Here is a 23,872-nt window from a genome sequence, read left to right as displayed (position 1 = left end):
TGAGCACAACACCTGCTGCGTCGGCCAGCCGCCCCAACTCGGCGCCTACGGTTGCGTCGAGCTCGGCGTTCATCAAGACCAGATGCTTGCGTCCGGCAACGCAGTCCCGGGCAAGATGACAGCCGAATTCGACCGCTCCCGTTACGTCGATCACGACGTCGACGCCCCCCGTTTGGGTGATCGCGTGGAAATCCCCGGTGACTGCTGTAACGCCTTGTCGGATCGCCTGCTTCGGCGCCGGTGCGCCTTCCGCAGCGATCGCATCACCGACACCGGCGTCGATCAGCGCTTTGAACGCTTTGTCGGGGCTGCGCACGGCGATCGCGGCCAGCGTCATTCCGCCATCACAATTAACGATCAGATTGACTAGGCCGCGGCCCATGAACCCACACCCGGCCATCGCGACGCGCACCGGATCGCCTCGGACCGCCCGTTCGGCCAGCAATTTATCGACGCCCATCATCATGACGCCGCGCTCGCGACCGGCGCCAAGAGCGGCCAGCTGGAGTCTTCCTCGGAAATGACGGCGACCCGCAACGGCCATGCGATGCCGAATTTCGGGTCATCCCAACGGAAGCCCTGCTCACTGGCAGGTGCGTAGGAACCGCTGACCTGGCAGAGGACTTCGGTGTTGTCAGCCAACGTTTGAAAGCCATGTGCGACATAAGGCGGTAAGAACAGGGCCCGACGGTTGTCAGCGCTGAGCTGCACCATGACGTGCTCGCCGTAGGTACGCGACTCGGGTCGGACGTCGACCGCGACGTCGACAATCGCGCCGCGCGTGCAGCGCACCAACTTGGCCTCGGCGTACGGAGGTCCCTGACGATGCAGGCCTCGAAGCGTCCCGCGGGCGTAGTTGTAGGAGATGTTCGTCTGCGCGACAGCCGAAATCAACCCGTGAGTGCCGAATTCGTCGGAACAGAACGAACGCGAGAAGAAACCGCGGTCGTCGCGGTGCGGATCGATGTCGACGATCATCACACCTGCGACTTCAGTGGCCGTATACATCACTTCAGCCGACCCTGGCATGGCGAACGCACAAACCGGTGATCAGCATGAAAGGCATCATACATACTTTTTAGATGTTGTTAAGCTTTTCTGTCCACTTAAGGTATTTCCTCTCGCGTTAGGCCCGAGTGGCAGCCAGCACATTGCGGGAACTTCAAGGACAACCAAGGGCCGGCGCGGTTCACGCAAGATCAGCTAACTACCCGCTGGGCCTCAATGCGGACGTCAGGCAGACAGTCGAGGGAGCACAGCAAATGCGCGGCAGGGCCGGGTACGCAGACGCGGTGTCTTCACGGCCGCGACGTGCGTCCAGCAAGGCGCCTAATCCGACAACCCGCCGGGACAGTCACCACTGGGGTAACGGCCCCTTGCTCAACCGGCGTAGACCGGGCGTTGCACCATGGCGGGACGGAAATAGTAGCGGGCAGCCAGCGGAGAACTCCTGCCTCCGCTCTCGGCCGCGTTCGCCATCGGAGCACCGAACGGGGCTGCGGGCCCGCCCGGCACGACCGGCGACGTGGCCCCCAGCCCGCTGGCGGCCGGTATCGCCGAGGCGACCTGGCTGAATGCCGGAGCGGCAGAGGTCCACCCCTGCGGCACCGACAACACGCCGAGCGAGGCCGCCCGACCCACACCCGCGGTCACGGCGGCTTCGCCCATTCCGGGTGAGCCCACGGCACCTGCTCCGGATCCCCGGCCGCTGCTCAGCACGGATCCGAACGCCTGGAATCCCTTGCCGAAGGTGCTGGTCGTCGACCCAATCGGGTTCATAAGCGAACCCGCCGAGCCGAGCATCGAGATGCCCGACGTAGACATCGATGCAGACGAGGCGGCCCCTGACACCAGGCTCGTCCCCGAGGCTAACGCCGTCGACGACGACGTCATGGTCGCCAGCGGCGACGTTGTTGACGAAACCGAGGTCGCCGCCGACGCGAGCCCCTCCAATGCGCTGGGCATCGCCGCAGAGGTCAGCGGCGTGGACAACACAGAACTCAGCGGTGTCGACACCGCAGAGGTTAGCGGTGACACGACCTGCAAGCCTGTGCCTGCCGACGTGCCGGCGCCTTGCGTGACCGCGGCGGCCAGCCCCGCCAACCCGCCCGAGTTGGTGGTCGGCAGCGGAGTCGTGAACGGTGTCAACGTCGCTGCAGCCGAAGACGCGCCGGCATAGCCGTACATCGCCGCGGCATCCTGTGCCCACATCTCGATGTACTGCGCCTCAGTGGCCATGATTGCCGGGGTGTTTTGACCGAAGAAGTTCGTCGCGACCAGCATCAGCAACAACGCGCGGTTGGCCGCAATCACCGGCGGAGGCACCGTCATCGCGAACGCCGCCTCGTAGGCAGCCGCGGCCGCCTTGGCCTGAGCGGCCGCCTGTTCAACCTGGGCGGCCGTGGCGCTTATCCACGACACATAGGAGGCGGCCGCGGCCGCCATGGATGTCGATGACGGGCCGAGCCACGATGACGTGAGGTCTGAGATCGCCAACCCATAGGAAGTCGCGGTCGAATACAGGTTGTCGGCCAACGCATCCCAAGCCACGGAGACGGCCAACATTGGCCCCAACCCAGGGCCGGTGTACATCAGCCCGGAATTGATCTCTGGCGGTAGGGCCCCGTAGTCGAGCATCTATGAACCGGCGTAGTTGCCAGCCGGAGCATTGTCCGCGCCGACCGAGGCTGCTACCGCCCTCGGGGCAGCTGCGGCAACGGATGCGGCTGTCATTGCATTAGCCATTGCAGTATCAGAGGCGGAGATCCCGCCAAGGCTGTGTCGTCACGATCGACATGTGCTCCTCCTAGCGGATCGCTCGGGGACAGGCCGCGGCCGCTTCTGCCTTGGCCGAATGCGCGAGCAGGGCCCAGCCGGTTGCGCAGACCGCCCGTCCACATGACAGGATATATTACATACTTTTGAACTGATATTACCAGTATGCCGCAACTCATAGTATTTTGAAACGCGTGGCCAACAGGCAACGCATCGAGAGTGGGCTGGTAACCTTACGTACGCATAGCGTTATGTATGCGATTCGGCCGAAGTCAGCGGGTCGGTCGAACCCCGGTGCCACCAGTACATATAACGGACGATCGACCACCAAAGGCGACTCATCTCGATGACCAGCCCGACATCAGCCCAGCCTGACAAACGAGCGGACACGACCCGCCAACAGCTCTTGAATGCCGCCGCGCACCAGTTCGCTCGACGCGCCTACCACAACGTCGGGCTGGACGACATCCTCGGGGAAGCTGAATTGACCAAGGGCGCAATGTATTTCCACTTCCGCTCTAAGCATGCGTTAGCGTTGGCCGTCATCGAAGACCAGAACGCCCAGGCCAGAGAGTTGGCCGCAGAGCTGGCAGCCCGGAAGCTCTCCGGGCTGGAAACGCTCATTGACTTCTCCTATCAGCTAGCCATTCAGGACATCACCGAGGACACCGTCCGAGCGGGATTCACTCTGCTTGAGTCGATCGGCCGGCTCGACGGGCTCCGGATGGATCTGTTAGGCGCATGGATCCAAACCGGCGCCGGCACCGTCGAGCGTGCCATCGCCGAGGGCGACATCTTCGATGCGTGCAACCCGCACGATGTGGGGCAGCTGCTCGTGTCGATATACCTGGGCCTGCGCCAGACCAGCAGCCTCGACGAACCGGAGCAGTTCCTCTCGGACTTCGAGAAGGCATGGGCGTTGGTGCTCCCCGGCATCGTGCGTCCAGAGCGGATCGATTACTTCCGGCAATTCATCGGCCGACGCACGGCAATCGCGGTCGGCAGCACCTCCGCGCTAGCGGGTTCGCGTTAACCACAACGCGGTCGCGCCTCCCGCGATCGACCGGGAACCAACCGCTGCCTGTTAGGCTTTTCCGCCTAGTGAGGACTTGTGAGACACCAAGGGTCCGGAGTCTAACCACATAGGCGTAACTCCGGAGGTATAGGCGATGGCCCGCCAGGTGCGGTCGGAAGCGACACGTCGAAAGATTCTCGACGCCGCGATCGACGTGTTCAACGAGGTCGGCTATGCGGCCGCCGATCGGGGCACGATCATCGAGCGCACCGGCATGACCAAGGGCGCTTTTTATCACCACTTCGATTCGATGGAATCGCTTGCATCGGCGATCATCGAGGAAGGCGCCAAGCTGCTCCTCGATGTCCTAGGCGCCCCGTCTGACTCATTCTCGCCGGCATTGGAGAACATGGTGCACAGGTCGTTCGTGGTTGCGGATCTGTTCGCTTCCAACAGGGTGGCTCGTACGGCCGAGCAGTTGACGCTTGCCTTCGGCAAGTTCAATGACACTCGCGCCCGCGTCTACGCCAACTGGGTGCAGGAGATGGCCGCCGAGGTGAGCCGAGCAATCACCGAAGGGGACCTCCGAGAGGGCCTCGACCCGAACACGGTCAGCGAATCCATCATCGGCGCCACGTTCGGCACCCGGATACTGTCCCAGTCGACGCAGAGCGGCAATGACCTCGTCGGGCGATTGACCCGGATGTGGGAGCTGTTGTTCCCCGCCATCGTCACTGATACATCTTTGTCGTATTACCGCGAGTACCTTGCCCGCGAGGCACTGCGGCACCTCAACCACGACTCCGCGCCGTAACGGCGCGGAGTCAGCGGAATCACCCGCTAACCCAGAGCTGTTCGGTCAGATCCTGGAACGTCGCCAGGGCAATCTCATCATCGCTGCGCCACAGCGCCGACCTGTTCATCAGCGCACGCACCGTTGAGCCGTCTTTGTGGGCTAATTCGACGACCATGTTCGCCAATCCGTCCACGACCGAGAGCGCCGATTCCGTTGTCGATGCGCCGTAGAAAACATCGTGGAATTTCAGCGAAACGACCTCCTCAGCGTCACAGCCCACCATCTCGGCGAACGCGCAGTTAGCGAACACGATCGTGCCGTCCTGCAGGACCGCCAGGGTGGGAACCGGGATCCGCTCCAACAACACGAGCGCAGGCAGCCGCGCAAGTGTCTCCATCGGAGACTGGTTGACGTGTACGGCTCGGCGCCGGTCCATCGGTTGATTATGGTCCATCGTTCGGGGCGCCGCACCTGCTTTGGTGCGTCGGCGCGGATAATGACACGCTGGAGGTACACGCTCGCGGCGGGAACGGCCAGAGCCGAGGAGGTTGGATGGGAACGCAAGCCGAATCGGCGGTCCTCATCCTGGCGGCCGGGGCTGGGACGCGGATGCGCTCGGACAGCCCGAAGGTGCTGCATCCCCTTGCCGGCCGCAGCATGCTGGCGCATTCGCTGCATTCGATCGCCAAGATGGCGCCGCAGCACCTGGTCGTGGTGCTGGGTCAAGACCACGGACGTATCGAGCAGATTGTCGGTGAATTAGCCCGCGCAGTGGGCCGTTCCGTCGATGTGGCGATACAGGATCAGCAGCTCGGCACCGGCCACGCCGTGCTGTGCGGGCTGTCGGCGCTGCCGGACGATTTTGCCGGCGTCGTGGTCGTGGCCTCTGGGGACATCCCGTTGCTCGATGCCGACACGCTGGCCGACTTGGTCGCAACCCACAATTCCGGGCCCGCGGCGGTCACCATGCTGACCACGACGCTGACCGATCCGACCGGATACGGCCGAATACTGCGCACTCAGGACCATGAAGTGATCGGGATCGTCGAGCAGGCTGACGCAACGGCCTCTCAGCAGGAAATCCGCGAGGTCAACGCCGGGGTGTACGCCTTCGGCATCGCGCCGCTGCGCTCAGCGCTGAGTCGACTGTCAGCCGACAATGCCCAACACGAGCTGTATCTGACCGACGTCGTCTCGATCGTGCGGCAGGATGGGCACGCGGTGCAGGCCAGGCATGTCGATGACAGCGCGCTGGTGGCCGGCGTCAACAACCGGGTGCAGCTGGCCGAGCTGGCCGCTGAGCTCAACCGTCGCATCGTCGCCGCCCACCAGCTGGCCGGGGTGACGATCATCGATCCGCTGACCACCTGGATCGACGTCGACGTGACGATCGGGCGCGACACCGTCATCCAGCCCGGGACACAGCTGCTCGGCGCCACCAGCATTGGCGGTTGCTGCGAGATCGGCCCGGGCACCACACTGGTCGACGTCGCCGTCGGCGACCGCGCGTCGGTGGTCCGCACGCACGGGGCCGGCGCCTCGATCGGCGACGGCGCGGTGGTCGGTCCGTTCACCTACCTGCGGCCCGGCACCGTGCTGGGCGCCGGGGGCAAGTTGGGGGCATTCGTCGAAACCAAGAACTCCACCATCGGCACGGGCACCAAGGTGCCGCACTTGACCTATGTGGGCGACGCCGACATCGGCGAGCACAGCAATATCGGCGCCGCCAGCGTCTTCGTGAACTACGACGGCGCCTCGAAGCACCGCACCACGGTCGGCTCGCATGTGCGCACCGGCTCAGACACCATGTTCGTGGCCCCCGTCACCGTCGGCGATGGCGCGTACACCGGCGCCGGCACGGTGGTGCGCGAAGATGTTCCGCCGGGTGCGCTGGCGGTTTCCGGCGGCCGGCAACGCAATATCGAGGGCTGGGTCGCGCGCAAGCGTCCGGGCAGCTCGGCCGCAGAAGCCGCGGCCGCCGCCGCAGAGGCCGCCCGAGAACGCGAGGCCGGCTCGGCGCGGTGAGCCCACCAGACGGTCGGTCGGCGGCCCGCCGCGGCACTTCGCTTACGATGAGACATCTAATTCGACCCCGAAACGGTGAGGGCGGCACGGTGAGCCACGACTGGACCGATAACCGCAAGAACCTGATGCTGTTCTCCGGCCGCGCACATCCCGAGCTGGCCGAGCAGGTGGCCAAGGAACTCGACGTCCACGTCACCGCACAGACCGCGCGGGAGTTCGCCAACGGCGAGATTTTCGTGCGCTTCCACGAGTCGGTGCGCGGCTGCGACGCGTTTGTCCTGCAATCGGCGCCCGCGCCGGTGAACAGCTGGCTGATGGAACAGCTGATCATGATCGACGCGCTCAAGCGGGGCAGCGCCAAGCGGATCACCGCCGTCATGCCGTTTTACCCCTACGCCCGCCAAGACAAGAAGCATCGCGGCCGCGAACCGATCTCGGCGCGGCTGGTCGCCGACCTGCTCAAGACCGCCGGCGCCGACCGGATCGTAAGCGTCGACCTGCACACCGACCAGATCCAGGGCTTTTTCGACGGGCCCGTCGACCATATGCGCGCGCAGAACCTGCTGACCGGCTACATCAAGGACAACTACCCCGAAGGCAACATGGTGGTGGTCTCCCCCGACTCCGGCCGGGTGCGCGTCGCCGAGAAGTGGGCCGACGCGCTGGGCGGCGTCCCGCTGGCCTTCATCCACAAAACCCGCGACCCGCGGGCGCCCAACCAGGTGGTATCCAACCGGGTCGTCGGCGAGGTGGCCGGCCGGACTTGTGTGCTGATCGACGACATGATCGACACCGGCGGCACCATCGCCGGCGCGATCAACCTGCTGCGCGACGCCGGCGCCAAGGACGTGGTCATCGCGGCCACCCACGGCGTGCTGTCCGAGCCCGCCTCCGAACGGCTCGCCGCGTGCGGGGCCCGCGAAGTGATCGTCACCAACACGCTGCCGATCGGCGAGGAAAAGCGGTTCGGCCAACTCACGGTTTTGTCGATCGCGCCACTGCTGGCCAGCACAATCCGCGCGGTGTTCGAAAACGGTTCGGTCACCGGGCTATTCGACGGGGACGCATAGATGGCAAGTGACGCCATCATCTACCACAATCCCAAGTGCAGCACATCGCGCAAGACGCTGGGCTTGCTGCGCGACAGTGGTGTTGAGCCGCGGATCGTGCATTATCTGAAGACACCGCCATCCCGCGCCGAGCTGGTGAGCATGATCCGCGCCGCCGGGATCGAGGTGCGCAGCGCAGTCCGCAAACGCGAGCTACTGTACGCGGAGCTCAACCTGGCCGACGCCAGCGATGACCAATTGCTGGACGCCATGGCCGAACATCCGATCCTGATCGAAAGGCCGTTTGTCGTGACATCGAAAGGCACGCGGCTGGCCCGGCCGATTGACCGGGTGCGCGAAATCCTGTGAGGCCCGGGTTAGGCGCAGCCGCGGTCATGGCCCTGGCTTTGACCGTGTTGCCAGTCGGCTGCGGCCCGAAAAACCCTGACTACCAAGCGATTTGGACCTCGACAAGCGCGACGTCGGCGACGTCGACGGAAGCGCCGGTACCGTTTGCGCAGTATCTGGAAAGCAGCGGGGTAACCGGGGAGGCGGTGGCGCCCGACAAGCTGACCGACTTGACCGTGTCGATCCCGATACCGCCGGGCTGGGCGAAGGTCGAAAAGCCGAACGTCGCGACCACCACCGAGATGATCGCCAAGGGCGGCAAGATTCCCACCGCCATGCTGACGGTGTTCAAGCTGAACGGGGATTTCGACCCCGCCGAGGTGGTCAGGCACTGCAACGCCGATGCCACGCTCGCGGAAAACTTCAAACTGCTCAACCAGTCCGGCGCCAACTTCAATGGCTTTCCGTCGTCGATGATCGAGGGCAGCTACGACCTGAAGGGCCAGCGGATGCACACCTACAACCGGATCGTCATTGCCACCGGGCCGGCGCCCGCTCGCCAGCGCTACCTGGCCCAGCTCGCGGTCACCAGCCTGGCCGAGCAGGCCGCTCCGGACGCGGCCGACATCCAGTCGATCATCCACGGATTCACCGTCGCCGCAGCGTAGCTGCCGGCGCTCTTGCACCGCGGCATTAATGTGTTTGCCATGACACAGTGGACCGCCGCAGACCTGCCCTCGTTTGCCGGGCGCACCGTGATCGTCACCGGCGCCAACAGCGGCCTCGGAGCGGTGACGGCGCGCGAGCTGGCCCGGGTCGGCGCCCAGGTCGTCCTCGCCGTGCGCAACACCGCAAAGGGCGATGCCGCCGCCCGGGACATGAGCGGAGACGTCGATGTGCGCCGGCTCGACCTGCAAAACCTGGCCTCGGTGCGGCGGTTCGCCGACGGGGTGGACACCGTCGACGTCCTGATCAACAACGCCGGTGTGATGGCGGTGCCGCATGCGGTGACCGCGGACGGCTTCGAAAGCCAGATCGGCACCAATCATCTCGGTCATTTCGCGCTGACCAACCTGTTGTTGCCCAAGCTCACCGACCGGGTGGTGACGGTGTCGTCGTTGATGCACTGGATGGGCTACATCAGTCTTCGCGACCTGAACTGGACCTCGCGGCCCTACTCGGCCTGGGTGGCCTACGGCCAGTCCAAGCTCGCCAACCTGATGTTCACCAGCGAGCTGCAGCGGCGCCTGGACGCTGCCGGCTCGCCGGTGCGTGCGCTGGCCGCCCACCCCGGTTACTCGCGCACCAACCTGCAAGGGCGAACCGGTCGCAAATTCAGCGACGCGCTGATGTCATTTGGTACCCGCGTGTTTGCCTCCGACGCCGACTTCGGCGCCCGGCAAACGCTGTATGCCGCCTCGCAGGACTTACCGGGCAACAGCTTCATCGGCCCGAGCTTCGGCATGGCCGGCCGCAGCCGGCCGGTCGGGCGCAGTCCACTTGCTAAACGCGCCGCCACCGCCAACGCGCTGTGGGACCTGTCTGAGCGGCTCACGGAGACGAAATTTCCGCTCTGAGGCGCCGATGCGTTAACCTGACCGGGCGTCACGGCGAGGGTGGGCCTGCATCGGCAGGCCACCGTTATCGACGGGGACCGATTCAGACCGATTGAGCGGTTTGTCGCGATTCTCGCCATGCCCGGAAAACTGACACAGGAGCTCTTCACCATGGCCAAATCTAAGACTTCGCCGGTCAACCAGCTAAGCGTTTCGGTACGCACCCAGACGGGCAAAGGCGCGTCCCGGCGGGCCCGGCGTGACGGCAAGGTTCCCGCGGTTCTCTACGGTCACGGCGCCGACCCCCAGCACTTGGAGTTGCCCGGACACGACTTCGCCGCGGTGCTGCGGCACTCCGGCGCCAATGCGGTGCTGACCCTCGACGTCGACGGCACAGAGCAGCTCGCGCTGACCAAGGCGCTCGCGATCCACCCGATCCGCCGCACCATCCAGCACGCTGATCTGCTGGTGGTGCGTCGCGGCGAGAAGGTGGTCGTCGAGGTCGGCGTCGACGTCCAGGGCGAGGCGGCATACGGCACTCTGGTCACCCAGGAGGCCAACACCGTCGAGATCGAGGCCGAGGCGTTCTCGATTCCCGAGGAGTTGGTCGTATCGGTCGAAGGCGCCGAACCGGGCACCCAGTTCGCCGCCCGGCAGATCACGCTGCCTCCGGGGGTCAGCTTGGTGTCCGACCCGGACATGCTGGTGGTCAACGTGGTGAACGCGCCGACCGCCGCGGATCTCGAGAGCGAAGGCGCCGGCGAGGCGCCGGAGGGCGAGGAGCCGGCAGCGGAGGTCTCCGCAGACAGGGCAGCCGAGGCGCCCGGGTCCGAATAGCTCATGGCCGACCCGCTGTTGGTGGTCGGCCTGGGCAACCCGGGATCAACCTATGCCCAGACCCGGCACAATCTGGGGTTCATGGTGGCCGACCGGCTTGGCGCGCGGCTGGGTTCAACCTTCAAGGCGCACAAGCGTTCAGGCGCGGAGATTGTCACCGGCAGACTCGGTGGACGGTCGGTGGTGCTGGCCAAGCCGCGCTGCTATATGAACGAGTCCGGCCGCCAAGTGGGCCCACTGGCCAAGTTCTATTCGGTGGACGCCGCCGACCTGGTGGTCATCCACGACGACCTGGACATCGACTTCGGGCAGATCCGGCTGAAAATCGGCGGCGGCGAGGGTGGTCACAACGGGCTGCGCTCGGTTGCGGCCGCGTTGGGCAACAAGGACTTTCAGCGGGTGCGGGTCGGGATCGGCCGACCGCCGGGGCGCAAGGACCCGGCGGCATTCGTGCTGGAGAACTTCACCGCCGCCGAACGCCCTGAGGTGCCGACGATTTGCGAGCAGGCCGCCGATGCCACCGAGTTGCTCGTCGAGCTGGGTCTGGTGCCTGCCCAAAACCGCGTACACGCCTGGTAATCCGCGCGAGCAGACGCAGAATCGCACGTTCGACGACCAATTCGTGCGATTCTGCGTCTGTTCGCCGCAGCTTTAGGTGACCAGTGTGACCGAGTTGGCCCGTCGCAGCTTGCCCGACGGCGTCTTCGGGATCGTCCCGGGGCCCAGCACCACGACGTTGCGCGGCCGCATGTCGACCTCTCTGACCACCTCGTGGGCCACCTGGTGCTCGATGCGACGCACTTCGGCGGGATCCTGGTGCGCGTTGGATTCGACTGCGACGGCGAAGGTCTCGCGGGCATGACCGGCGTCAAGGCGCACGGCCACCGCGCAACCAGGTCGGACGCCCTCGACCCGGCAAGCGGCGCGCTCGATGTCGGTCGGATAGATGTTGCGGCCGGCCATGATGATGACGTCCTTGACCCGACCGCACACCACGATGTGGCCGTTCTCCATCAGGTAGCCGAGGTCGCCGGTGTCATACCAGCCGTGCTCATCCTGCGCCGGGATGAACCCGCCCATCGTGGTGTAGCCCGGGGTGACCGGCTCACCGCGCAACTCGATGACGCCGACCCCGCGCGGCGGCAACACCGCGCCGTTCTCATCGACGATGCGGGCCTCGATGCCGTGCAGCAGCGGCCCGAGTGAGGCCAGCCGACGGGTATTGCCCTTGGTGGCGGGCACGGCGCGGCGCAACGCGGCCAACAGATCGGCATCCACGTCGTCGACCACCAGCCCGTCGCCGAGTTCGGAGAACGACACCGCCAGCGTGGTTTCGGCCATCCCGTAGGCGGGCATGACGGCCTCGGGTCGCAACCCGAAAGGCTTTCCGGCGTCGATCAGATCCTCGACGTCGGCGGGGTCCACCGGCTCGGCGCCGGAGAGCGCGAAGCGCAGAGTCGACAGGTCGAACTGGCCCGGGGTGGCCTGGTTGCGCAGCCGTTTGGCGAACAGGGCGTAGGCGAAGTTGGGGGCGGCCGTCATGGTGCCGCCGTACTTGTCGATGAGCTTGGCCCACAACAACGTGTCGCGCAGGAAGTCCATCGGCGTGACCTTGACCAGTTCGACACCGAAGTACATCGGCACGGTCAAGAAGCCGACCATGCCCATGTCGTGAAAACACGGCAGCCAGCTGAGCATCACATCGTTGCCGCTGGGATCCATCTTGGCGGCGACGAACATCGCCTCGGCGTTGGAGTAGATGTTGCGGTGGGTGATGTGCACGGCCTTCGGCGAACCGGTGGAGCCCGACGTCAGCTGCATCAACGCCAGGTCGTCCTCATCGGTGTCGACAGGGTCGATCGGGTCGGACGCCAGCAGTTGCTCGATGGTCAGCACTTTGAGACCGCGTCCCGCGAGCACCGGCACGGCCGGCATGAACGGCTCGGAGACAACCACCGCCTTGGCCTCGATCATGTCGACGACGATCGTGGTGTCCTTGGCCCACGACTCGAGGTCGGTGCGCGGTGTGGGCTGGTGCAGCATGGTCAGGCTGGCGCCGCGCATCCACAGCCCCTGAGCGGTCGGCGCGATTTCCACCGGCGCTCCAGCGAGCACGCCGATCGCGTCACCGTGGCCGATCCCGGCCGCCGCCAGGCCGCCGGCCACGCGGCGGGCACGCTCGTGCACCTCGAGCCAGGTGCGCCGAACCGGGTGGTGCGGCTCGCCGGTCACCATGCCCTTTGTGCTCTCGTGAGCGTTGCGGAACATGTTCTCGGTAAACCTGCTCACGGTAGCCTCCTCGGTTCCGGTGCCAACGCCCAGCATCTAATGCTGCTCCTGCTCAACCACACTTTGGTGCAGCCGCCTGCCCACGATTGGGGAGCAATTTCGTCTCGAAACGGTGATGAATCAGTAACCTCGCGCAACGTCGCAGTTGCAGCGGGGACACCACCGGTTGCGTTCACACAACGCCCGCCGGCATGGCCGGCGGGCGGGAGAACCAGGCGCTTTTCTTCACCGGTATCCGTCACCGTCCAACATCTTAAACTCCTCTTAAGGGACTGCCAAACTCACGCACCGATTCTGGCCGATGTCACACACTGGTGCCGGGCGCCGACACCACCCGCGCGCCGTGCACCGGCCCGCTGGCGACGCGCACCGTGCGGCAAACACCGACCCCGGACAGCTCGGTGCCCACGTCCACCGCAGCGGGTGCAGACCGGCACAGAAACGTACATGTCGGTCCGGAACCGGACACGATTCCGGCCAGCGCCCCCGCCTCGATGCCGGCGCGTAGGACGCGGCGTAACGCCGGAGCCTTGCTCAGCGCGGCCGCCTGCAGTTCATTGCCCAGCAGCGGCGCCAGCCGCTCCGGGTCACCGGCCGCCAGCGCCGCCAGAAGCGGGCCGGGCTCGTCGAGCGTTGGCGGCTGCCCAACTTCCCTGAGCCGGTCCAGCTCGGCGAACACCGCCGGGGTGGACAACCCACCCTCGGCGAACGCCAGCACCCAATGGAAGGTGTTGCGGGCCAGCACAGTAGCCAGTTCCTCGCCGCGACCGGTGCCCAGCGCGGTGCCCCCGTTCAGCGCGAACGGCACGTCGCTGCCCAGCTTCGCGGCGAGCATGTGCAGGTCGCGGCGCGGCACGCCGAGTTCCCATAGCGCGTTGACCGCGACCAGCACCGCCGCCGCGTCCGCACTGCCACCCCCCATACCGCCGGCCACCGGGATGGACTTGTCGATCGCGATCGAGACATCGGACGCCCGGCCGACGTGGTCAGCCATCAGCTCGGCGGCCTGCCACGCGAGATTGCGCTCGTCGAGGGGTAGCTGACCGGCGCCCTCGCCGCTGATCTCGAGCGACAGCACGTCGGCGTTGCGGACCGTGATCTCGTCGACCAGGGAAACCGCGTGGAACACCGTCGTCAGGTCGTGATAGCCGTTCTCCCGCCGAGCGCCGACGGCCAAATAGAGGTTGATCTTGCCGGGCGCCCGAACGGTAACCGACCCAGTGGGCGCCCACTGAGCGGCGGTGTTCGGGTCCGTCGGCATCGCACGCGACTTTATCGCTCGCGGCCGGCAAACCCCTACCCGTTGAGCGGTTAGCTCGCCGGGGCGTGCCGATGCTGGCCGCCCGCGGCGTCGGTGTGGCCAGCATCACCGGAGCGCTGATACAGCCGCACGAATTCGTCGATAGTCAGCGTCTCGCCCCGACGTGCCGGGTCGATGCTGGCGGCCAGCAAGCGGCTCGCCGATTCGTTGCCCGAACCCGCCCACTCGGCGAACGCGTTGCGAGATGTCTTGCGCCGTTGGGCGAATGCGATATCGACGAGTTTGAACACGTTTCGACGAAAGGCCGCGTCGGTCGGCCAGGGCGGGTTTGCATGCCGGTCAATGCGCACCAGGCCCGAATAAACACGCGGAATGGGCCAAAAGACGGTCGGCGACACCGTGCCGTGACGGCGAACCTGGCCGTAATAGCGGACCTTGACGCTGGGAACGCCGTACTCCTTGCCGCCCGGTTCGGCCGCCAGTCGTTCGGCGACTTCGGCCTGCACCATCACCATCACGGTGCGCAGCGACGGGAATTCGGCCAGCAGGTGCAGCAGCGCGGGAACGGCGACGTTGTAGGGCAGGTTCGCCACGACTGCTGTCGGCTCGGCAGCAAGATCGCCGGGTCCGATCGACAAGACGCCGCGGTTGATCACCGTCAGCCGGTGGACTTCGCTGTGTGAATGCTCGGCAACGGTCTGGGGCAGCCTAGCGGCCAGCACGGGGTCGATCTCGACGGCGCTGACGGTGGCCCCGCGGTCCAGCAGCGCGAGCGTGAGCGAGCCCAGGCCGGGGCCGACCTCCAGGATGTGATCGTGCCGGTTGACCCCGGACGCCGACACCACCCGTCGCACCGTGTTCGCATCGTGGACGAAGTTCTGTCCCAACGCTTTGCGGGGCCGCAGTTCGAGTTCTTCGGCCAACCTTCGGATCTCGGTGCGCCCGAGCAACCGGATGGTCAGCGCCGACCCCCGCACACCGGCCACGGCGATACCCCACGGGCAGCCCGTACCGACTCGGCAATGGCGATCTGTTCTTCGCGCGTGGCGAGGTCGGCGCGTGGGGCATACCGCAGCCCGCCGTTGCGCTCCCAGGTGCTTTGGTCGAATTGCACCCCGCCGTAGTACCCGTTTCCGGTGTTGATCGCCCAGTTTCCGCCGGACTCGCAGCGCGCGATGGCGTCCCAGATTTCTCTGTTGCCCACCGGCGGAGTCTCGGTGCCGGGTTTGGCGCCGACCCGCACGACCGCCTCGCGGGCGGGTGTAATCACGTGGCTGGCAACCGGCAGCCGGCCGGTTTCGACGCCGTTGACCTTGGACACCGCGAACGTCACATCCTGGGCGCCTGGGGCACCTGGGTCCTCGACGACCTGGCGGTCCATGTTCATATCCGGGTCCTCGATCCGGCGCCTCGGCGGGTCCAGCGGAACCCGCGCGGTGATCTTCTCGATGCGGTTGCGGGTCACCTGGATGTGCATGCCGTCGATCACCGGTGCGGCCGCGCCCGGAGTGACCTGGTCGCTCTGTAACAGCGGCGCGCCGATGCTGCCCAGCAGGTCCCCGACCCTGGCCGCGGCCAGGTGCACGTTGCGCACCGCACCGCCGTCGTCGAGTTCGACCGTCTTGGCGCTGACCACCGGCAACGCCATGCCGGCCAGCGGGACCCGGCTGCCGCGCGAGGCCGCGGCGGGAGCCGTGTCGGTCATCGCCAGTTGCGCCAACGCCTCGTCGACCGTCGACGCCGTCGTCCAGACCTGCTCGGCATTCTGGCCGTCCAGCGAGATCTGCAGCGGTCGGCTGCGCCGCAACACGATGTTCTCGTCGTTGCGGGCCCGCTCGCCGGCTGCGGGATAAAGGTCGTCACGCTCGCTGACGCTGAACCCGTTCTCCCTGATGATGTCGATCACCCGCGACTTCATGGTGGTCACGGTCATGGCGGTTCCGTCGACGGTCAGCGTCACCGTCTTGTAGTCGGCGACGGCATAGCCGCCGGCGAACGCCAACACCAGCAAGAAGCCCGCGACCAAAAGCCGCAGAGCCGGTGAGGGAGCCTGGTGGAGTTTCGCAACTACGTTCAATGTTCGTGTATCCCCGACTTCAGCAACCACTTCAGTAACAGTCCGTCAACAAAGCAATCCGTCAACAAAGCAATCCGTCAACAAAGCAAAAGGCCCACCTGGGGCCTCACCGTTCGATCACAAGACGGTAACGAACCGGCCTCGATAGAGCAACTCCGCGGCCACCGCATTAACGGACTATTAACCCTCTGCGGCCAGTCGGTAGGCCCGCCGGGCATTGCCGGTGGTCGCCTCGGCCAGTTCGTCGGCCGGCCGATCAACGAGTTCGGCCAGCGCCCGAACAGTGTAAGGCAGGCAGTATGGCTCGTTGGGCGCACCGCGATGCGGATGCGGGGTCAAAAACGGTGCGTCGGTCTCCACCAGCAGCTGCGCCAACGGGACGAGTGGGACGGCTTCGCGCAGCTCACGGGCGTTACGGAAACTCACCGTCCCGGACAGGCTGACCAACCAGCCGCCGTCGACGCACGCGCGAGCCATATCGCTATCCGAGGAGAAGCAATGGAAGATCACGGTGTCCGGCGCGCCCTCGGCACGCAGCACGTCGAGCACCGCGGCGTCGGCGTCCCGGTTGTGGATCATCAGCGGCTTACCGGTCCGTTTGGCCAGATCGATGTGCCACGCGAAGGCCTCCCGCTGCAGCGCCGGCTCCGCGCACCCCTCCAGCCGGCCCGGCCAGTACAAGTCCATCCCGGTCTCGCCGATGGCCACCACGCGCGGGTAGTCGGCTAACCGTTCGATCTCGGCTCGGGCGGCATCGGTGAGCGCGCCGGCGCGGGTCGGGTGCAGCGCGACCGCGGCGTAGACCCGCGGATCCCACTCGGCGGCCTGTGTCGCCCACCGCGCCGAGGCCAGGTCGTCGGCGACGGTGACCACCGCGACGACGCCGACCGCCGCGGCGCGGCTGACGATCGCGCGCACGTCGTCACCGTCCTGCGCGCCGCACGCGTCGAGGTGGGTGTGCGCGTCGATCAGCGGGCTCAACGGCTCGGGAGCCGGCGGCGGCTGGCGTTTGGAACTCACCCGCACACAATAGGGTGAGTCTCGATGAGGCCCTACTACGTCACCACCGCGATCACGTACCCGAACGGCGACCCGCACATCGGGCACGCTTACGAGTACATCGCCACGGACGCCATCGCGCGCTTCAAGCGGCTCGATGGCTTCGACGTGCGCTTCCTGACCGGAACCGATGAGCACGGCCTGAAAATGGCGCAGGCAGCCGCCGCCGAAGGCCTGTCGCCGCGAGACCTTGCCAAGCGGAACTCCGACGTGTTTCAGCGGCTGCAAGACAAGCTCAACATCTCGTTCGACCGGTTCATCCGCACCACCGATGCCGACCACCACGCGGCGTCGGTGGCCATCTGGCAGCGGATGGCCGATGCCGGCGACATCTACCTGGACACCTACTCCGGCTGGTATTCGGTGCGCGACGAGCGCTACTTCACCGAAGACGAAACGGCTCTCGACGCCACCGGTACCCGCATCGCCGTCGAAACCGGCACCCCGGTCACCTGGACAGAAGAGCAGACCTATTTCTTCCGGCTGTCAGCGTACGGCGACAAGCTGCTGGCTCACTACCAGGCCAATCCGGACTTCATCGGACCCCAGGTGCGCCGCAACGAGGTGGTCAGCTTCGTCTCCGGCGGGTTGAAAGATCTGTCGATCTCGCGCACGTCGTTCGACTGGGGGGTGCCGGTTCCGGACCACCCCGACCACGTCATGTACGTCTGGGTCGACGCGCTGACCAACTACCTCACCGGAGTCGGCTACCCACACACCGACTCCGAGCTGTTCCGCCGCTATTGGCCGGCCGACGTACACATGATCGGCAAGGACATCATCCGATTCCACGCCGTCTACTGGCCGGCATTTCTGATGTCCGCCGGAATTGAGCTGCCGAGAAGGGTTTTCGCGCACGGCTTCGTGCTTAACAGCGGCGAGAAGATGAGCAAATCGGTCGGCAACGTAATCGATCCCGTCGCTCTGGTCGACGAGTTCGGCGTGGACCAGGTGCGCTACTTCTTCCTGCGCGAAGTGCCCTTCGGCCAGGACGGCAGCTACAGCGAAGAGGCGATCATCGCCCGGACCAACGCCGACCTGGCCAATGAGTTGGGCAACCTGGCGCAGCGATCGCTGTCGATGGTGGCGAAGAATCTCGACGGAATCGTCCCGACGCCAGGTGATTTCACCGCCGACGACACCGAATTGCTGGCTGCCGCCGATGGCCTGCTCGACCGGGTGCGCACCGAGTTCAATTGCCAGGCAATGCATTTGGCACTTGAGGCGATTTGGCTGATGCTCGGCGGTGCGAACAGATACTTCTCCGCGCAGCAGCCGTGGGTGTTGCGCAAGAGCGACTCGGAAGCAGACCAGATCCGTTTCGCTACCGTGCTTTACACCACGTGCGAGGTGGTGCGAATCGCAGCGTTGTTGATCCAGCCGGTGATGCCCGAGTCGGCGGGCAAGCTGTTGGAATTGCTTGGCCAGCCGGAGGACCAGTGGACATTCGCCGCGGTCGGTGCGCGCCTGGCGCCCGGCACGGTGCTGCCGGCGCCCACCGGCGTGTTCCCGCGCTACCAAGCCGAATGAGTCGCCCTGTGCGCACGAAGGAATTACGCTGATGCGCTAGCGATTTGGGGCCTGCCGTCATCAGTGGCCGGATCACCGCGTCGCTCAAGGAGACCATCTGCAAGGCGACGGTGTGGGCGATCCGCCGTGAGGCCACCGAGCCCGGCTCGTACTTCTGGTTCAAGGGCGGCAAGCGGCCCGAGCCGCTGCTGCTCGAGGAGCAGGACGCCTCGGCGGACGTCATACTGGCCGAATCGGTTTCGATGGCAATGCTGGTACTGCTGGAGACGTTGGGCCCTGACGAACGTGCAGTGTTCGTGCTGCGCGAGGTGTTCGGCTTCGATTATGACGAAATCGCCGCCGCAGTAGGCAAATCCGTGGCGGCGGTGCGGCAAGTCGCCCATCGGGCCCGCGAACACGTGCAGGCCCGGCGCAGGCGCTTTTCGCCGGTGGACCCGGAGCAGAGCGCGCGTATCACCGCAGAGTTCATGGCCGCAGCGGCCAGCGGCGACGTCGAGACCGTGATGGCAACGCTGGCACCCGACGTGGCATGGACCGCCGACAGCGGCGGTAAGGCCAGCGCGGCGCGCCGACCGGTGCTCGGAGCCGAAAAAGTCGCTCGGGCTGTCGTCGGGCTGGTGGGCCGAGCCGCCCAAATTCCCGAGGTCCGCGTGGAGATGGTGGTGTGCAACGCCGCCCCGGCCGTCCTGATGTACCGCGGCGACCTGCTCGAGGGCGTGTTCACCATCGAGATCCTCGACGGCAAGATCACCAACTTCTACGCGATGCGCAACCCCGACAAGCTGACCAGACTGACAACTCCACACGAGCTCAGCCGCGGCTGAGCTTCCTCGGCAGAGCAGACACAAAAGCCCTTTTAGCTCGGCGTGTCGGGGGCTTTTGCGTCTGCTCGCCCAACACACCAAGCTGGACAGGTGAGAATCGACCGGCTCGGCGATCTTGGCGGCGCTCCCGAGGTGCTGCGCGCCATCGGCGACGCCACCAACCGGCTGGATCTGCCGCCGCCGGCTGCGCTGACCGGTGACTGGTTCGGTGCGCTGGCGGTGATCGCGCCGAGTGTGTCGGTGCGACCCGTCGATACCGCCGATGCGTTCGCCGTGCGACCGGGTGCAGACCGCACGACAGTGGGCGGTGGCTGGATCGGCTACCTGTCTTACCCCGATCCGGGCGCCGACGGACGGCCCCCGCGAATACCCGACGCCGCGGGCGGATGGACGGACTGCGTACTGCGCCTCGATCGTGACCGGCAGTGGTGGTACGAGAGCCTGTCCGGTGCCCCGATGCCGGCGTGGCTATCGGAGGCCCTGACGGGCCCGGTGTCGCCGCGGCCCTACCGCATCGACTGGGACGCCGCCGACCGTCGGGCGCATCGCAGCGGAGTGCTGGCCTGCCTGGAGGCGATCCGCGCGGGCGAGGTCTACCAGGCCTGCGTGTGCACCCGGTTCGCCGGCACGATCACCGGCGAACCGCTGGATTTCTTCCTCGACGGTGTTGCGCGCACCGCACCGGCGCGGGCCGCGTTCGTCGCCGGACCGTGGGGGGCGGTGGCCTCGCTGTCGCCGGAGCTGTTTTTGCGCCGTCGCGGTGAGGTCGTCACATCGAGCCCGATCAAAGGCACGCTGCCGCTCGACGCCCCGCCCTCGTCGCTGCGAGCCTCGGTCAAGGACGTCGCCGAGAACATCATGATCGTGGACCTGGTCCGCAATGACCTGGGTCGCGTCGCCGTCACCGGCTCGGTGGCCGTGCCCGAGCTGCTGGTGGTGCGGCCCGCGCCGGGCGTATGGCACCTGGTGTCCACTGTGTCGGCGCTGGTGCCGGTCGAGCTGCCGACATCGGTATTGCTCGACGCCGCCTTCCCGCCGGCTTCGGTTACCGGTACTCCTAAACTCCGTGCCCGACAACTGATTTCGCAGTGGGAGCAGGCTAGGCGTGGAGTATATTGCGGCACAGTCGGTTTGGCATCGCCGGTCGCCGGCTGTGAGCTGAACGTCGCGATCCGCACCGTGGAATTCGACCCGGCCGGTAACCCGGTGCTGGGCTCTGGCGGCGGAATCACCGCCGACTCAGACGCCGACGCCGAATGGGACGAATGCCTGCACAAAGCGGCGCCCATTCTCGAGGCGGGTGCCGGCTCAGCTGCGCGAACCAATTGCCCGCCTCCTCAGCCCGCCGCTTCACGGCGCGCATCGTCGCCCGGCGCGCAGCACCGCGTCGTAGAGCTCACGCCGTGACGGTGCTCCCGGCGTAGCGGCAATCACCTGCGCGCAGGCGTCTTTGACGCCCATCCCCGCATCGACCAGAGCACTCACCTGGGTCACCACCGCCGACAGGTCGGCGCGCGGGATGGCGCCGGCCAGCACGACGGTGATCTCGCCCAGCACGCCGTCGGCCGCCCACGCCGCCAGTTCGGCCAGCGCTCCGCGCACCACTTCCTCGTGCACCTTGGTCAGCTCTCGGCACACCGCGGCCCGCCGGTCGCCGCCGAGTTGTTCGACTGCATCACGCAGGCATGCGGGTATCCGGCGCGGCGATTCGAAGAACACCGTCGTGCGCCGCTCGTCGGCCAGCGATGCCAGCCAAGCCCTGCGCGCCGAATGCTTGCGCGGCGCAAATCCCTCGAAGCAGAACTTGTCCGACGGCATGCCCGAGACCGCCAGCGCGGTGGTCACCGCCGACGGCCCCGGCAGACACCGCACCGGCAGACCGGCGTCGAGGCACGCCGCCACCAGCCGGTGGCCGGGGTCGTTGATCAGCGGCATCCCGGCGTCGCTGACCACCAGCACCGTAGCGCCCGCGCCGATCGCGTCGACCAGCTCAGGCACGCGGGACGCCTCGACGTGATCGAAGAAGCTGACGATATTGCCGCCGATCCGAACATCGAGCGCCTTGGCCAGTGTTCGCACCCGGCGGGTGTCCTCGGCGGCCACTATGTCGGCCGACGACAGCGCGGCGATCAGCCGCGGTGAGGCATCGGACGGCTGACCGAGCGGCGTCGCACCCAGCAACAGTCGACCACCGGTCATGCGCCGCTCCTCCTCATCGCTTCGCCCTGCATCGTCGCCGGCGCGCGGTCATGCGCCGCTCCTCCTCATCGCTTCGCCCTGCATCGTCGCCGGCGCGCGGTCATGCGCCGCTCCTCCTCATCGCTTCGCCCTGCATCGTCGCCGGCGCGCGGTCATGCGCCGCTCCTCCTCATCGCTTCGCCCTGCATCGTCGCCGGCGCGCGGTCATGCGCCGCTCCTCCTCATCGCTTCGCCCTGCATCGTCGCCGGCGCGCGGTCATGCGCCGCTCCTCCTCATCGCTTCGCCCTGCATCGTCGCCGGCGCGCGGTCATGCGCCGCTCCTCCTCATCGCTTCGCCCTGCATCGTCGCCGGCGCGCGGTCATGCGCCGCTCCTCCTCATCGCTTCGCCCTGCATCGTCGCCGGCGCGCGGTCATGCGCCGCTCCTCCTCATCGCTTCGCCCTGCATCGTCGCCGGCGCGCGGTCATGCGCCGCTCCTCCTCATCGCTTCGCCCTGCATCGTCGCCGGCGCGCGGTCATGCGCCGCTCCTCCTCATCGCTTCGCCCTGCATCGTCGCCGGCGCGCGGTCATCGCCCACAGCCTACGATCGGTCGCGTGACCGCTCCTCCCGATGAACTCGTCGCTACCGAGCGGTCCGTTCCCCTCGTCAGCCCCGGGCCGGTGACACCAAGGCCCGATTTCGGGCCCGTCGACCGGTTAGAGGGCTGGGTCGTGACGGTGGTGATCACTGCTCTTGCAGCGGTTACCCGGACGATAAACCTCGGTTCACCGACCGATGCCGGCACACCGATTTTCGACGAAAAGCATTACGCGCCGCAGGCGTGGCAGATGCTGCACAACCACGGCGTGGAGGACAACCCCGGCTATGGTCTGGTCGTTCATCCGCCGGTGGGCAAGCAACTGACCGCGATCGGTGAAGCGATCTTCGGCTACAACGGGCTGGGCTGGCGGTCCACCGGCGCGGTCCTCGGCATTGTGCTGGTCGGCCTGGTCGTGCGGATCGTGCGACGGATCAGCCGCTCGACGTTGGTCGGCGCCATCGCCGGACTGCTGCTGATCGGCGACGGGGTCAGCTTTGTCGTGGCGCGCACCGCACTGCTGGACGGCTTCCTGGCTTTTTTCGTGGTGGCGGCGTTCGGCGCGTTGATCGTCGACCGGGACCAGGTGCGCGAGCGGATGCACGTGGCGCTGACCGAGGGCCGCAGCAACGAGACGGTGTGGGGACCGCGGCTAGGTGTACGTTGGTGGCGGTTCGGCGCCGGCGTGCTGCTCGGTTTGGCTTGTGGGACAAAGTGGTCCGGGCTGTACTTCGTGGTGTTCTTCGGGTTGCTGTCATTGGCGTTCGACGCTGCTGCACGCCGCCAATACCAAGTGCTGCGCCCGTGGCTCGGCGTCGTCCGCCGCGACGTCGTCCCTACTGCCTACGCTTTTCTAGTCATCCCGCTGGCGGTGTATCTGGCCAGCTATGCACCCTGGTTCGCCTCCGAGACCGCCATCGATCGACACGAGGTCGGCCAATCGATTGGGCCGCAAACGAATTTCCCGCTACCCGATGCCATCCGATCACTGTGGCATTACACCGCCAAGGCCTACCAGTTCCATGCCGGCCTGACGAATTCGGCGGGCAACTACCATCCTTGGGAATCCAAACCGTGGGCGTGGCCGATGTCGCTGCGACCGGTGCTCTACGCCATCGACCAGCAAAACGTCCCCGGTTGCGGCGCGCAGTCGTGCGTCAAAGCGGTGATGCTGGTCGGCACACCGGCGATGTGGTGGCTTTCGGCGCCAGTCCTCGGCTACGCATGCTGGCGGATGATCGTGCGCCGCGACTGGCGCTACGCCGCGGTACTGGTCGGCTACTGCGCCGGGTGGCTGCCGTGGCTCGCCGACATCGACCGGCAGATGTACTTCTTCTACGCGGCCACCATGGCGCCGTTTCTGGTGATGGCGATCGCACTGATCCTCGGCGACATCCTCTACAAACCGGGTCAGAGCGCTGAGCGCCGCACCCTCGGCGTGATCGCGGTATCCTGCTACGTCGCATTGGTTTTGACCAACTTCGCGTGGCTGTTTCCGGTGCTCACCGGTCAGCCGATTTCGCAGTCCACCTGGAACATGGAGATCTGGCTGCCCAGTTGGCGGTAGCGCTGGGCGCCGAAACAGCAGCCAGGGCTGTGATCCTCGCCCTCGACTCGCGCGAACCATTGAAATTGCACACACGGTCGTGAAA

At 66.5% G+C, this 23,872-nt stretch carries 22 protein-coding genes and 1 pseudogene; 13 read left to right on the top strand and 10 right to left on the bottom strand.

The window, feature by feature from the left end:
* Positions 1-67: 67 nt before the first annotated feature.
* From M5I08_RS27270 to M5I08_RS26300, 3 genes and pseudogenes are all read right to left on the bottom strand, one after another.
* Positions 68-337 (bottom strand): annotated as a pseudogene (locus M5I08_RS27270) (hypothetical protein); the annotation flags it as partial.
* A 125-nt stretch (positions 338-462) separates the two neighbouring features.
* Positions 463-1,011, bottom strand: a complete 549-nt coding sequence (gene rfbC, locus M5I08_RS07660) for a dTDP-4-dehydrorhamnose 3,5-epimerase (RefSeq protein ID WP_219067691.1) — start codon at positions 1,009-1,011, stop codon at positions 463-465.
* A 369-nt stretch (positions 1,012-1,380) separates the two neighbouring features.
* On the bottom strand, positions 1,381-2,637 hold the full coding sequence (locus M5I08_RS26300) for a PPE family protein (RefSeq protein ID WP_219067692.1): 1,257 nt from the start codon (positions 2,635-2,637) through the stop codon (positions 1,381-1,383).
* Between the two features lie 484 nt (positions 2,638-3,121).
* Between M5I08_RS26300 and M5I08_RS07645 the strand changes: the two genes are divergently transcribed.
* Both M5I08_RS07645 and M5I08_RS07640 read left to right on the top strand, forming a co-directional pair.
* Positions 3,122-3,808 (top strand): TetR family transcriptional regulator, encoded by a 687-nt coding sequence (locus tag M5I08_RS07645; protein ID WP_219067693.1) that lies wholly within the window; start codon positions 3,122-3,124, stop codon positions 3,806-3,808.
* Positions 3,809-3,944: 136 nt separating this feature from the next.
* The gene (locus M5I08_RS07640) at positions 3,945-4,604 is read left to right on the top strand and encodes a ScbR family autoregulator-binding transcription factor (protein WP_219067694.1); all 660 of its coding nucleotides are present in this window, start codon (positions 3,945-3,947) and stop codon (positions 4,602-4,604) included.
* A 19-nt stretch (positions 4,605-4,623) separates the two neighbouring features.
* Here M5I08_RS07640 and M5I08_RS07635 read toward each other — a convergent pair whose 3' ends face one another.
* Positions 4,624-4,983 carry a PAS domain S-box protein gene (locus M5I08_RS07635; RefSeq protein WP_219067712.1) on the bottom strand — a complete coding sequence of 120 codons (360 nt, stop codon included), beginning with the start codon at positions 4,981-4,983 and terminating at the stop codon, positions 4,624-4,626.
* Positions 4,984-5,138: 155 nt separating this feature from the next.
* Between M5I08_RS07635 and glmU the strand changes: the two genes are divergently transcribed.
* The 7 genes from glmU (at position 5,139) to pth (ending at position 10,980) form a co-directional block, all read left to right on the top strand.
* Positions 5,139-6,611, top strand: coding sequence for a bifunctional UDP-N-acetylglucosamine diphosphorylase/glucosamine-1-phosphate N-acetyltransferase GlmU (glmU, locus tag M5I08_RS07630; protein WP_219067695.1), 1,473 nt, complete (start codon positions 5,139-5,141; stop codon positions 6,609-6,611).
* Between the two features lie 89 nt (positions 6,612-6,700).
* Positions 6,701-7,681 carry a ribose-phosphate diphosphokinase gene (locus tag M5I08_RS07625; protein WP_219067696.1) on the top strand — a complete coding sequence of 327 codons (981 nt, stop codon included), beginning with the start codon at positions 6,701-6,703 and terminating at the stop codon, positions 7,679-7,681.
* On the top strand, positions 7,682-8,029 hold the full coding sequence (gene arsC / locus M5I08_RS07620; protein ID WP_219067697.1) for an arsenate reductase (glutaredoxin): 348 nt from the start codon (positions 7,682-7,684) through the stop codon (positions 8,027-8,029).
* A gap of 26 nt (positions 8,030-8,055) precedes the next feature.
* Positions 8,056-8,676, top strand: a complete 621-nt coding sequence (locus M5I08_RS07615; protein WP_219067698.1) for an LpqN/LpqT family lipoprotein — start codon at positions 8,056-8,058, stop codon at positions 8,674-8,676.
* Positions 8,677-8,715: 39 nt separating this feature from the next.
* Positions 8,716-9,585 carry an oxidoreductase gene (locus tag M5I08_RS07610; protein ID WP_219067699.1) on the top strand — a complete coding sequence of 290 codons (870 nt, stop codon included), beginning with the start codon at positions 8,716-8,718 and terminating at the stop codon, positions 9,583-9,585.
* 150 nt (positions 9,586-9,735) lie between these two features.
* Complete coding sequence (locus M5I08_RS07605; RefSeq protein WP_219067700.1) at positions 9,736-10,401, top strand: 50S ribosomal protein L25/general stress protein Ctc; 666 nt, start codon at positions 9,736-9,738, stop codon at positions 10,399-10,401.
* Between the two features lie 3 nt (positions 10,402-10,404).
* Positions 10,405-10,980, top strand: a complete 576-nt coding sequence (pth, locus tag M5I08_RS07600; RefSeq protein WP_219067701.1) for an aminoacyl-tRNA hydrolase — start codon at positions 10,405-10,407, stop codon at positions 10,978-10,980.
* Positions 10,981-11,052: 72 nt separating this feature from the next.
* Here the strand turns inward: pth and M5I08_RS07595 are convergent, their stop codons facing one another.
* The 5 genes from M5I08_RS07595 to M5I08_RS07575 form a co-directional block, all read right to left on the bottom strand.
* Entirely contained in the window at positions 11,053-12,690 is a 1,638-nt protein-coding gene (locus tag M5I08_RS07595; RefSeq protein WP_219067702.1) for a fatty acyl-AMP ligase, read from the bottom strand.
* Positions 12,691-12,994: 304 nt separating this feature from the next.
* Positions 12,995-13,951: a 4-(cytidine 5'-diphospho)-2-C-methyl-D-erythritol kinase gene (locus M5I08_RS07590; protein ID WP_219067703.1), complete on the bottom strand. Its 957-nt coding sequence runs from the start codon at positions 13,949-13,951 to the stop codon at positions 12,995-12,997.
* Between the two features lie 50 nt (positions 13,952-14,001).
* Entirely contained in the window at positions 14,002-14,937 is a 936-nt protein-coding gene (gene rsmA / locus M5I08_RS07585) for a 16S rRNA (adenine(1518)-N(6)/adenine(1519)-N(6))-dimethyltransferase RsmA (RefSeq protein WP_219067704.1), read from the bottom strand.
* Positions 14,910-16,028 (bottom strand): resuscitation-promoting factor, encoded by a 1,119-nt coding sequence (locus M5I08_RS07580; protein ID WP_219067705.1) that lies wholly within the window; start codon positions 16,026-16,028, stop codon positions 14,910-14,912. Before M5I08_RS07580 ends, rsmA begins: the two co-directional genes overlap by 28 nt.
* Positions 16,029-16,208: 180 nt before the next feature.
* Positions 16,209-17,054, bottom strand: a complete 846-nt coding sequence (locus tag M5I08_RS07575) for a TatD family hydrolase (protein ID WP_219067706.1) — start codon at positions 17,052-17,054, stop codon at positions 16,209-16,211.
* Positions 17,055-17,072: 18 nt separating this feature from the next.
* On the opposite strand from M5I08_RS07575, the gene metG reads away from it, so the two are divergent.
* From metG to M5I08_RS07560, 3 genes are all read left to right on the top strand, one after another.
* Entirely contained in the window at positions 17,073-18,617 is a 1,545-nt protein-coding gene (metG, locus tag M5I08_RS07570; RefSeq protein ID WP_219067707.1) for a methionine--tRNA ligase, read from the top strand.
* Between the two features lie 44 nt (positions 18,618-18,661).
* Positions 18,662-19,441: a sigma factor-like helix-turn-helix DNA-binding protein gene (locus M5I08_RS07565; RefSeq protein WP_249763183.1), complete on the top strand. Its 780-nt coding sequence runs from the start codon at positions 18,662-18,664 to the stop codon at positions 19,439-19,441.
* 90 nt (positions 19,442-19,531) lie between these two features.
* Positions 19,532-20,848, top strand: coding sequence for an aminodeoxychorismate synthase component I (locus M5I08_RS07560; protein ID WP_219067708.1), 1,317 nt, complete (start codon positions 19,532-19,534; stop codon positions 20,846-20,848).
* On the opposite strand, the gene rsmI is transcribed toward M5I08_RS07560, so the two are convergent.
* A complete protein-coding gene (gene rsmI / locus M5I08_RS07555) occupies positions 20,792-21,640 on the bottom strand; it encodes a 16S rRNA (cytidine(1402)-2'-O)-methyltransferase (protein WP_219067709.1) in 849 nt (282 codons plus the stop codon). The two genes, M5I08_RS07560 and rsmI, sit on opposite strands and share 57 nt — an antisense overlap.
* Before the next feature lie 596 nt (positions 21,641-22,236).
* Here rsmI and M5I08_RS07550 point away from each other — a divergent pair.
* Positions 22,237-23,787 carry a dolichyl-phosphate-mannose--protein mannosyltransferase gene (locus M5I08_RS07550; protein ID WP_249763182.1) on the top strand — a complete coding sequence of 517 codons (1,551 nt, stop codon included), beginning with the start codon at positions 22,237-22,239 and terminating at the stop codon, positions 23,785-23,787.
* Positions 23,788-23,872 lie beyond the last annotated feature (85 nt).

It is taken from the genome of Candidatus Mycobacterium methanotrophicum (assembly GCF_023515995.1).
Lineage (GTDB): Bacteria > Actinomycetota > Actinomycetes > Mycobacteriales > Mycobacteriaceae > Mycobacterium > Mycobacterium methanotrophicum.
The sequence above is the reverse complement of the archived record's forward strand: the minus strand, read 5'-3'. Positions and strand labels throughout refer to the sequence as shown.

Bases quoted from the DNA above. Each gene is read 5' to 3' on its own strand.
- M5I08_RS07635 (WP_219067712.1), bottom strand. From the start codon at position 4,983: ATGGAGACACTTGCGCGGCTGCCTGCGCTCGTGTTGTTGGAGCGGATC.
- arsC (WP_219067697.1), top strand. From the start codon at position 7,682: ATGGCAAGTGACGCCATCATCTACCACAATCCCAAGTGCAGCACATCG.
- M5I08_RS26300 (WP_219067692.1), bottom strand. From the start codon at position 2,637: ATGCTCGACTACGGGGCCCTACCGCCAGAGATCAATTCCGGGCTGATG.
- M5I08_RS07645 (WP_219067693.1), top strand. From the start codon at position 3,122: ATGACCAGCCCGACATCAGCCCAGCCTGACAAACGAGCGGACACGACC.
- M5I08_RS07615 (WP_219067698.1), top strand. From the start codon at position 8,056: ATGGCCCTGGCTTTGACCGTGTTGCCAGTCGGCTGCGGCCCGAAAAAC.
- rsmI (WP_219067709.1), bottom strand. From the start codon at position 21,640: ATGACCGGTGGTCGACTGTTGCTGGGTGCGACGCCGCTCGGTCAGCCG.
- M5I08_RS07640 (WP_219067694.1), top strand. From the start codon at position 3,945: ATGGCCCGCCAGGTGCGGTCGGAAGCGACACGTCGAAAGATTCTCGAC.
- glmU (WP_219067695.1), top strand. From the start codon at position 5,139: ATGGGAACGCAAGCCGAATCGGCGGTCCTCATCCTGGCGGCCGGGGCT.
- metG (WP_219067707.1), top strand. From the start codon at position 17,073: ATGAGGCCCTACTACGTCACCACCGCGATCACGTACCCGAACGGCGAC.
- M5I08_RS07610 (WP_219067699.1), top strand. From the start codon at position 8,716: ATGACACAGTGGACCGCCGCAGACCTGCCCTCGTTTGCCGGGCGCACC.
- M5I08_RS07590 (WP_219067703.1), bottom strand. From the start codon at position 13,951: ATGCCGACGGACCCGAACACCGCCGCTCAGTGGGCGCCCACTGGGTCG.
- pth (WP_219067701.1), top strand. From the start codon at position 10,405: ATGGCCGACCCGCTGTTGGTGGTCGGCCTGGGCAACCCGGGATCAACC.
- M5I08_RS07605 (WP_219067700.1), top strand. From the start codon at position 9,736: ATGGCCAAATCTAAGACTTCGCCGGTCAACCAGCTAAGCGTTTCGGTA.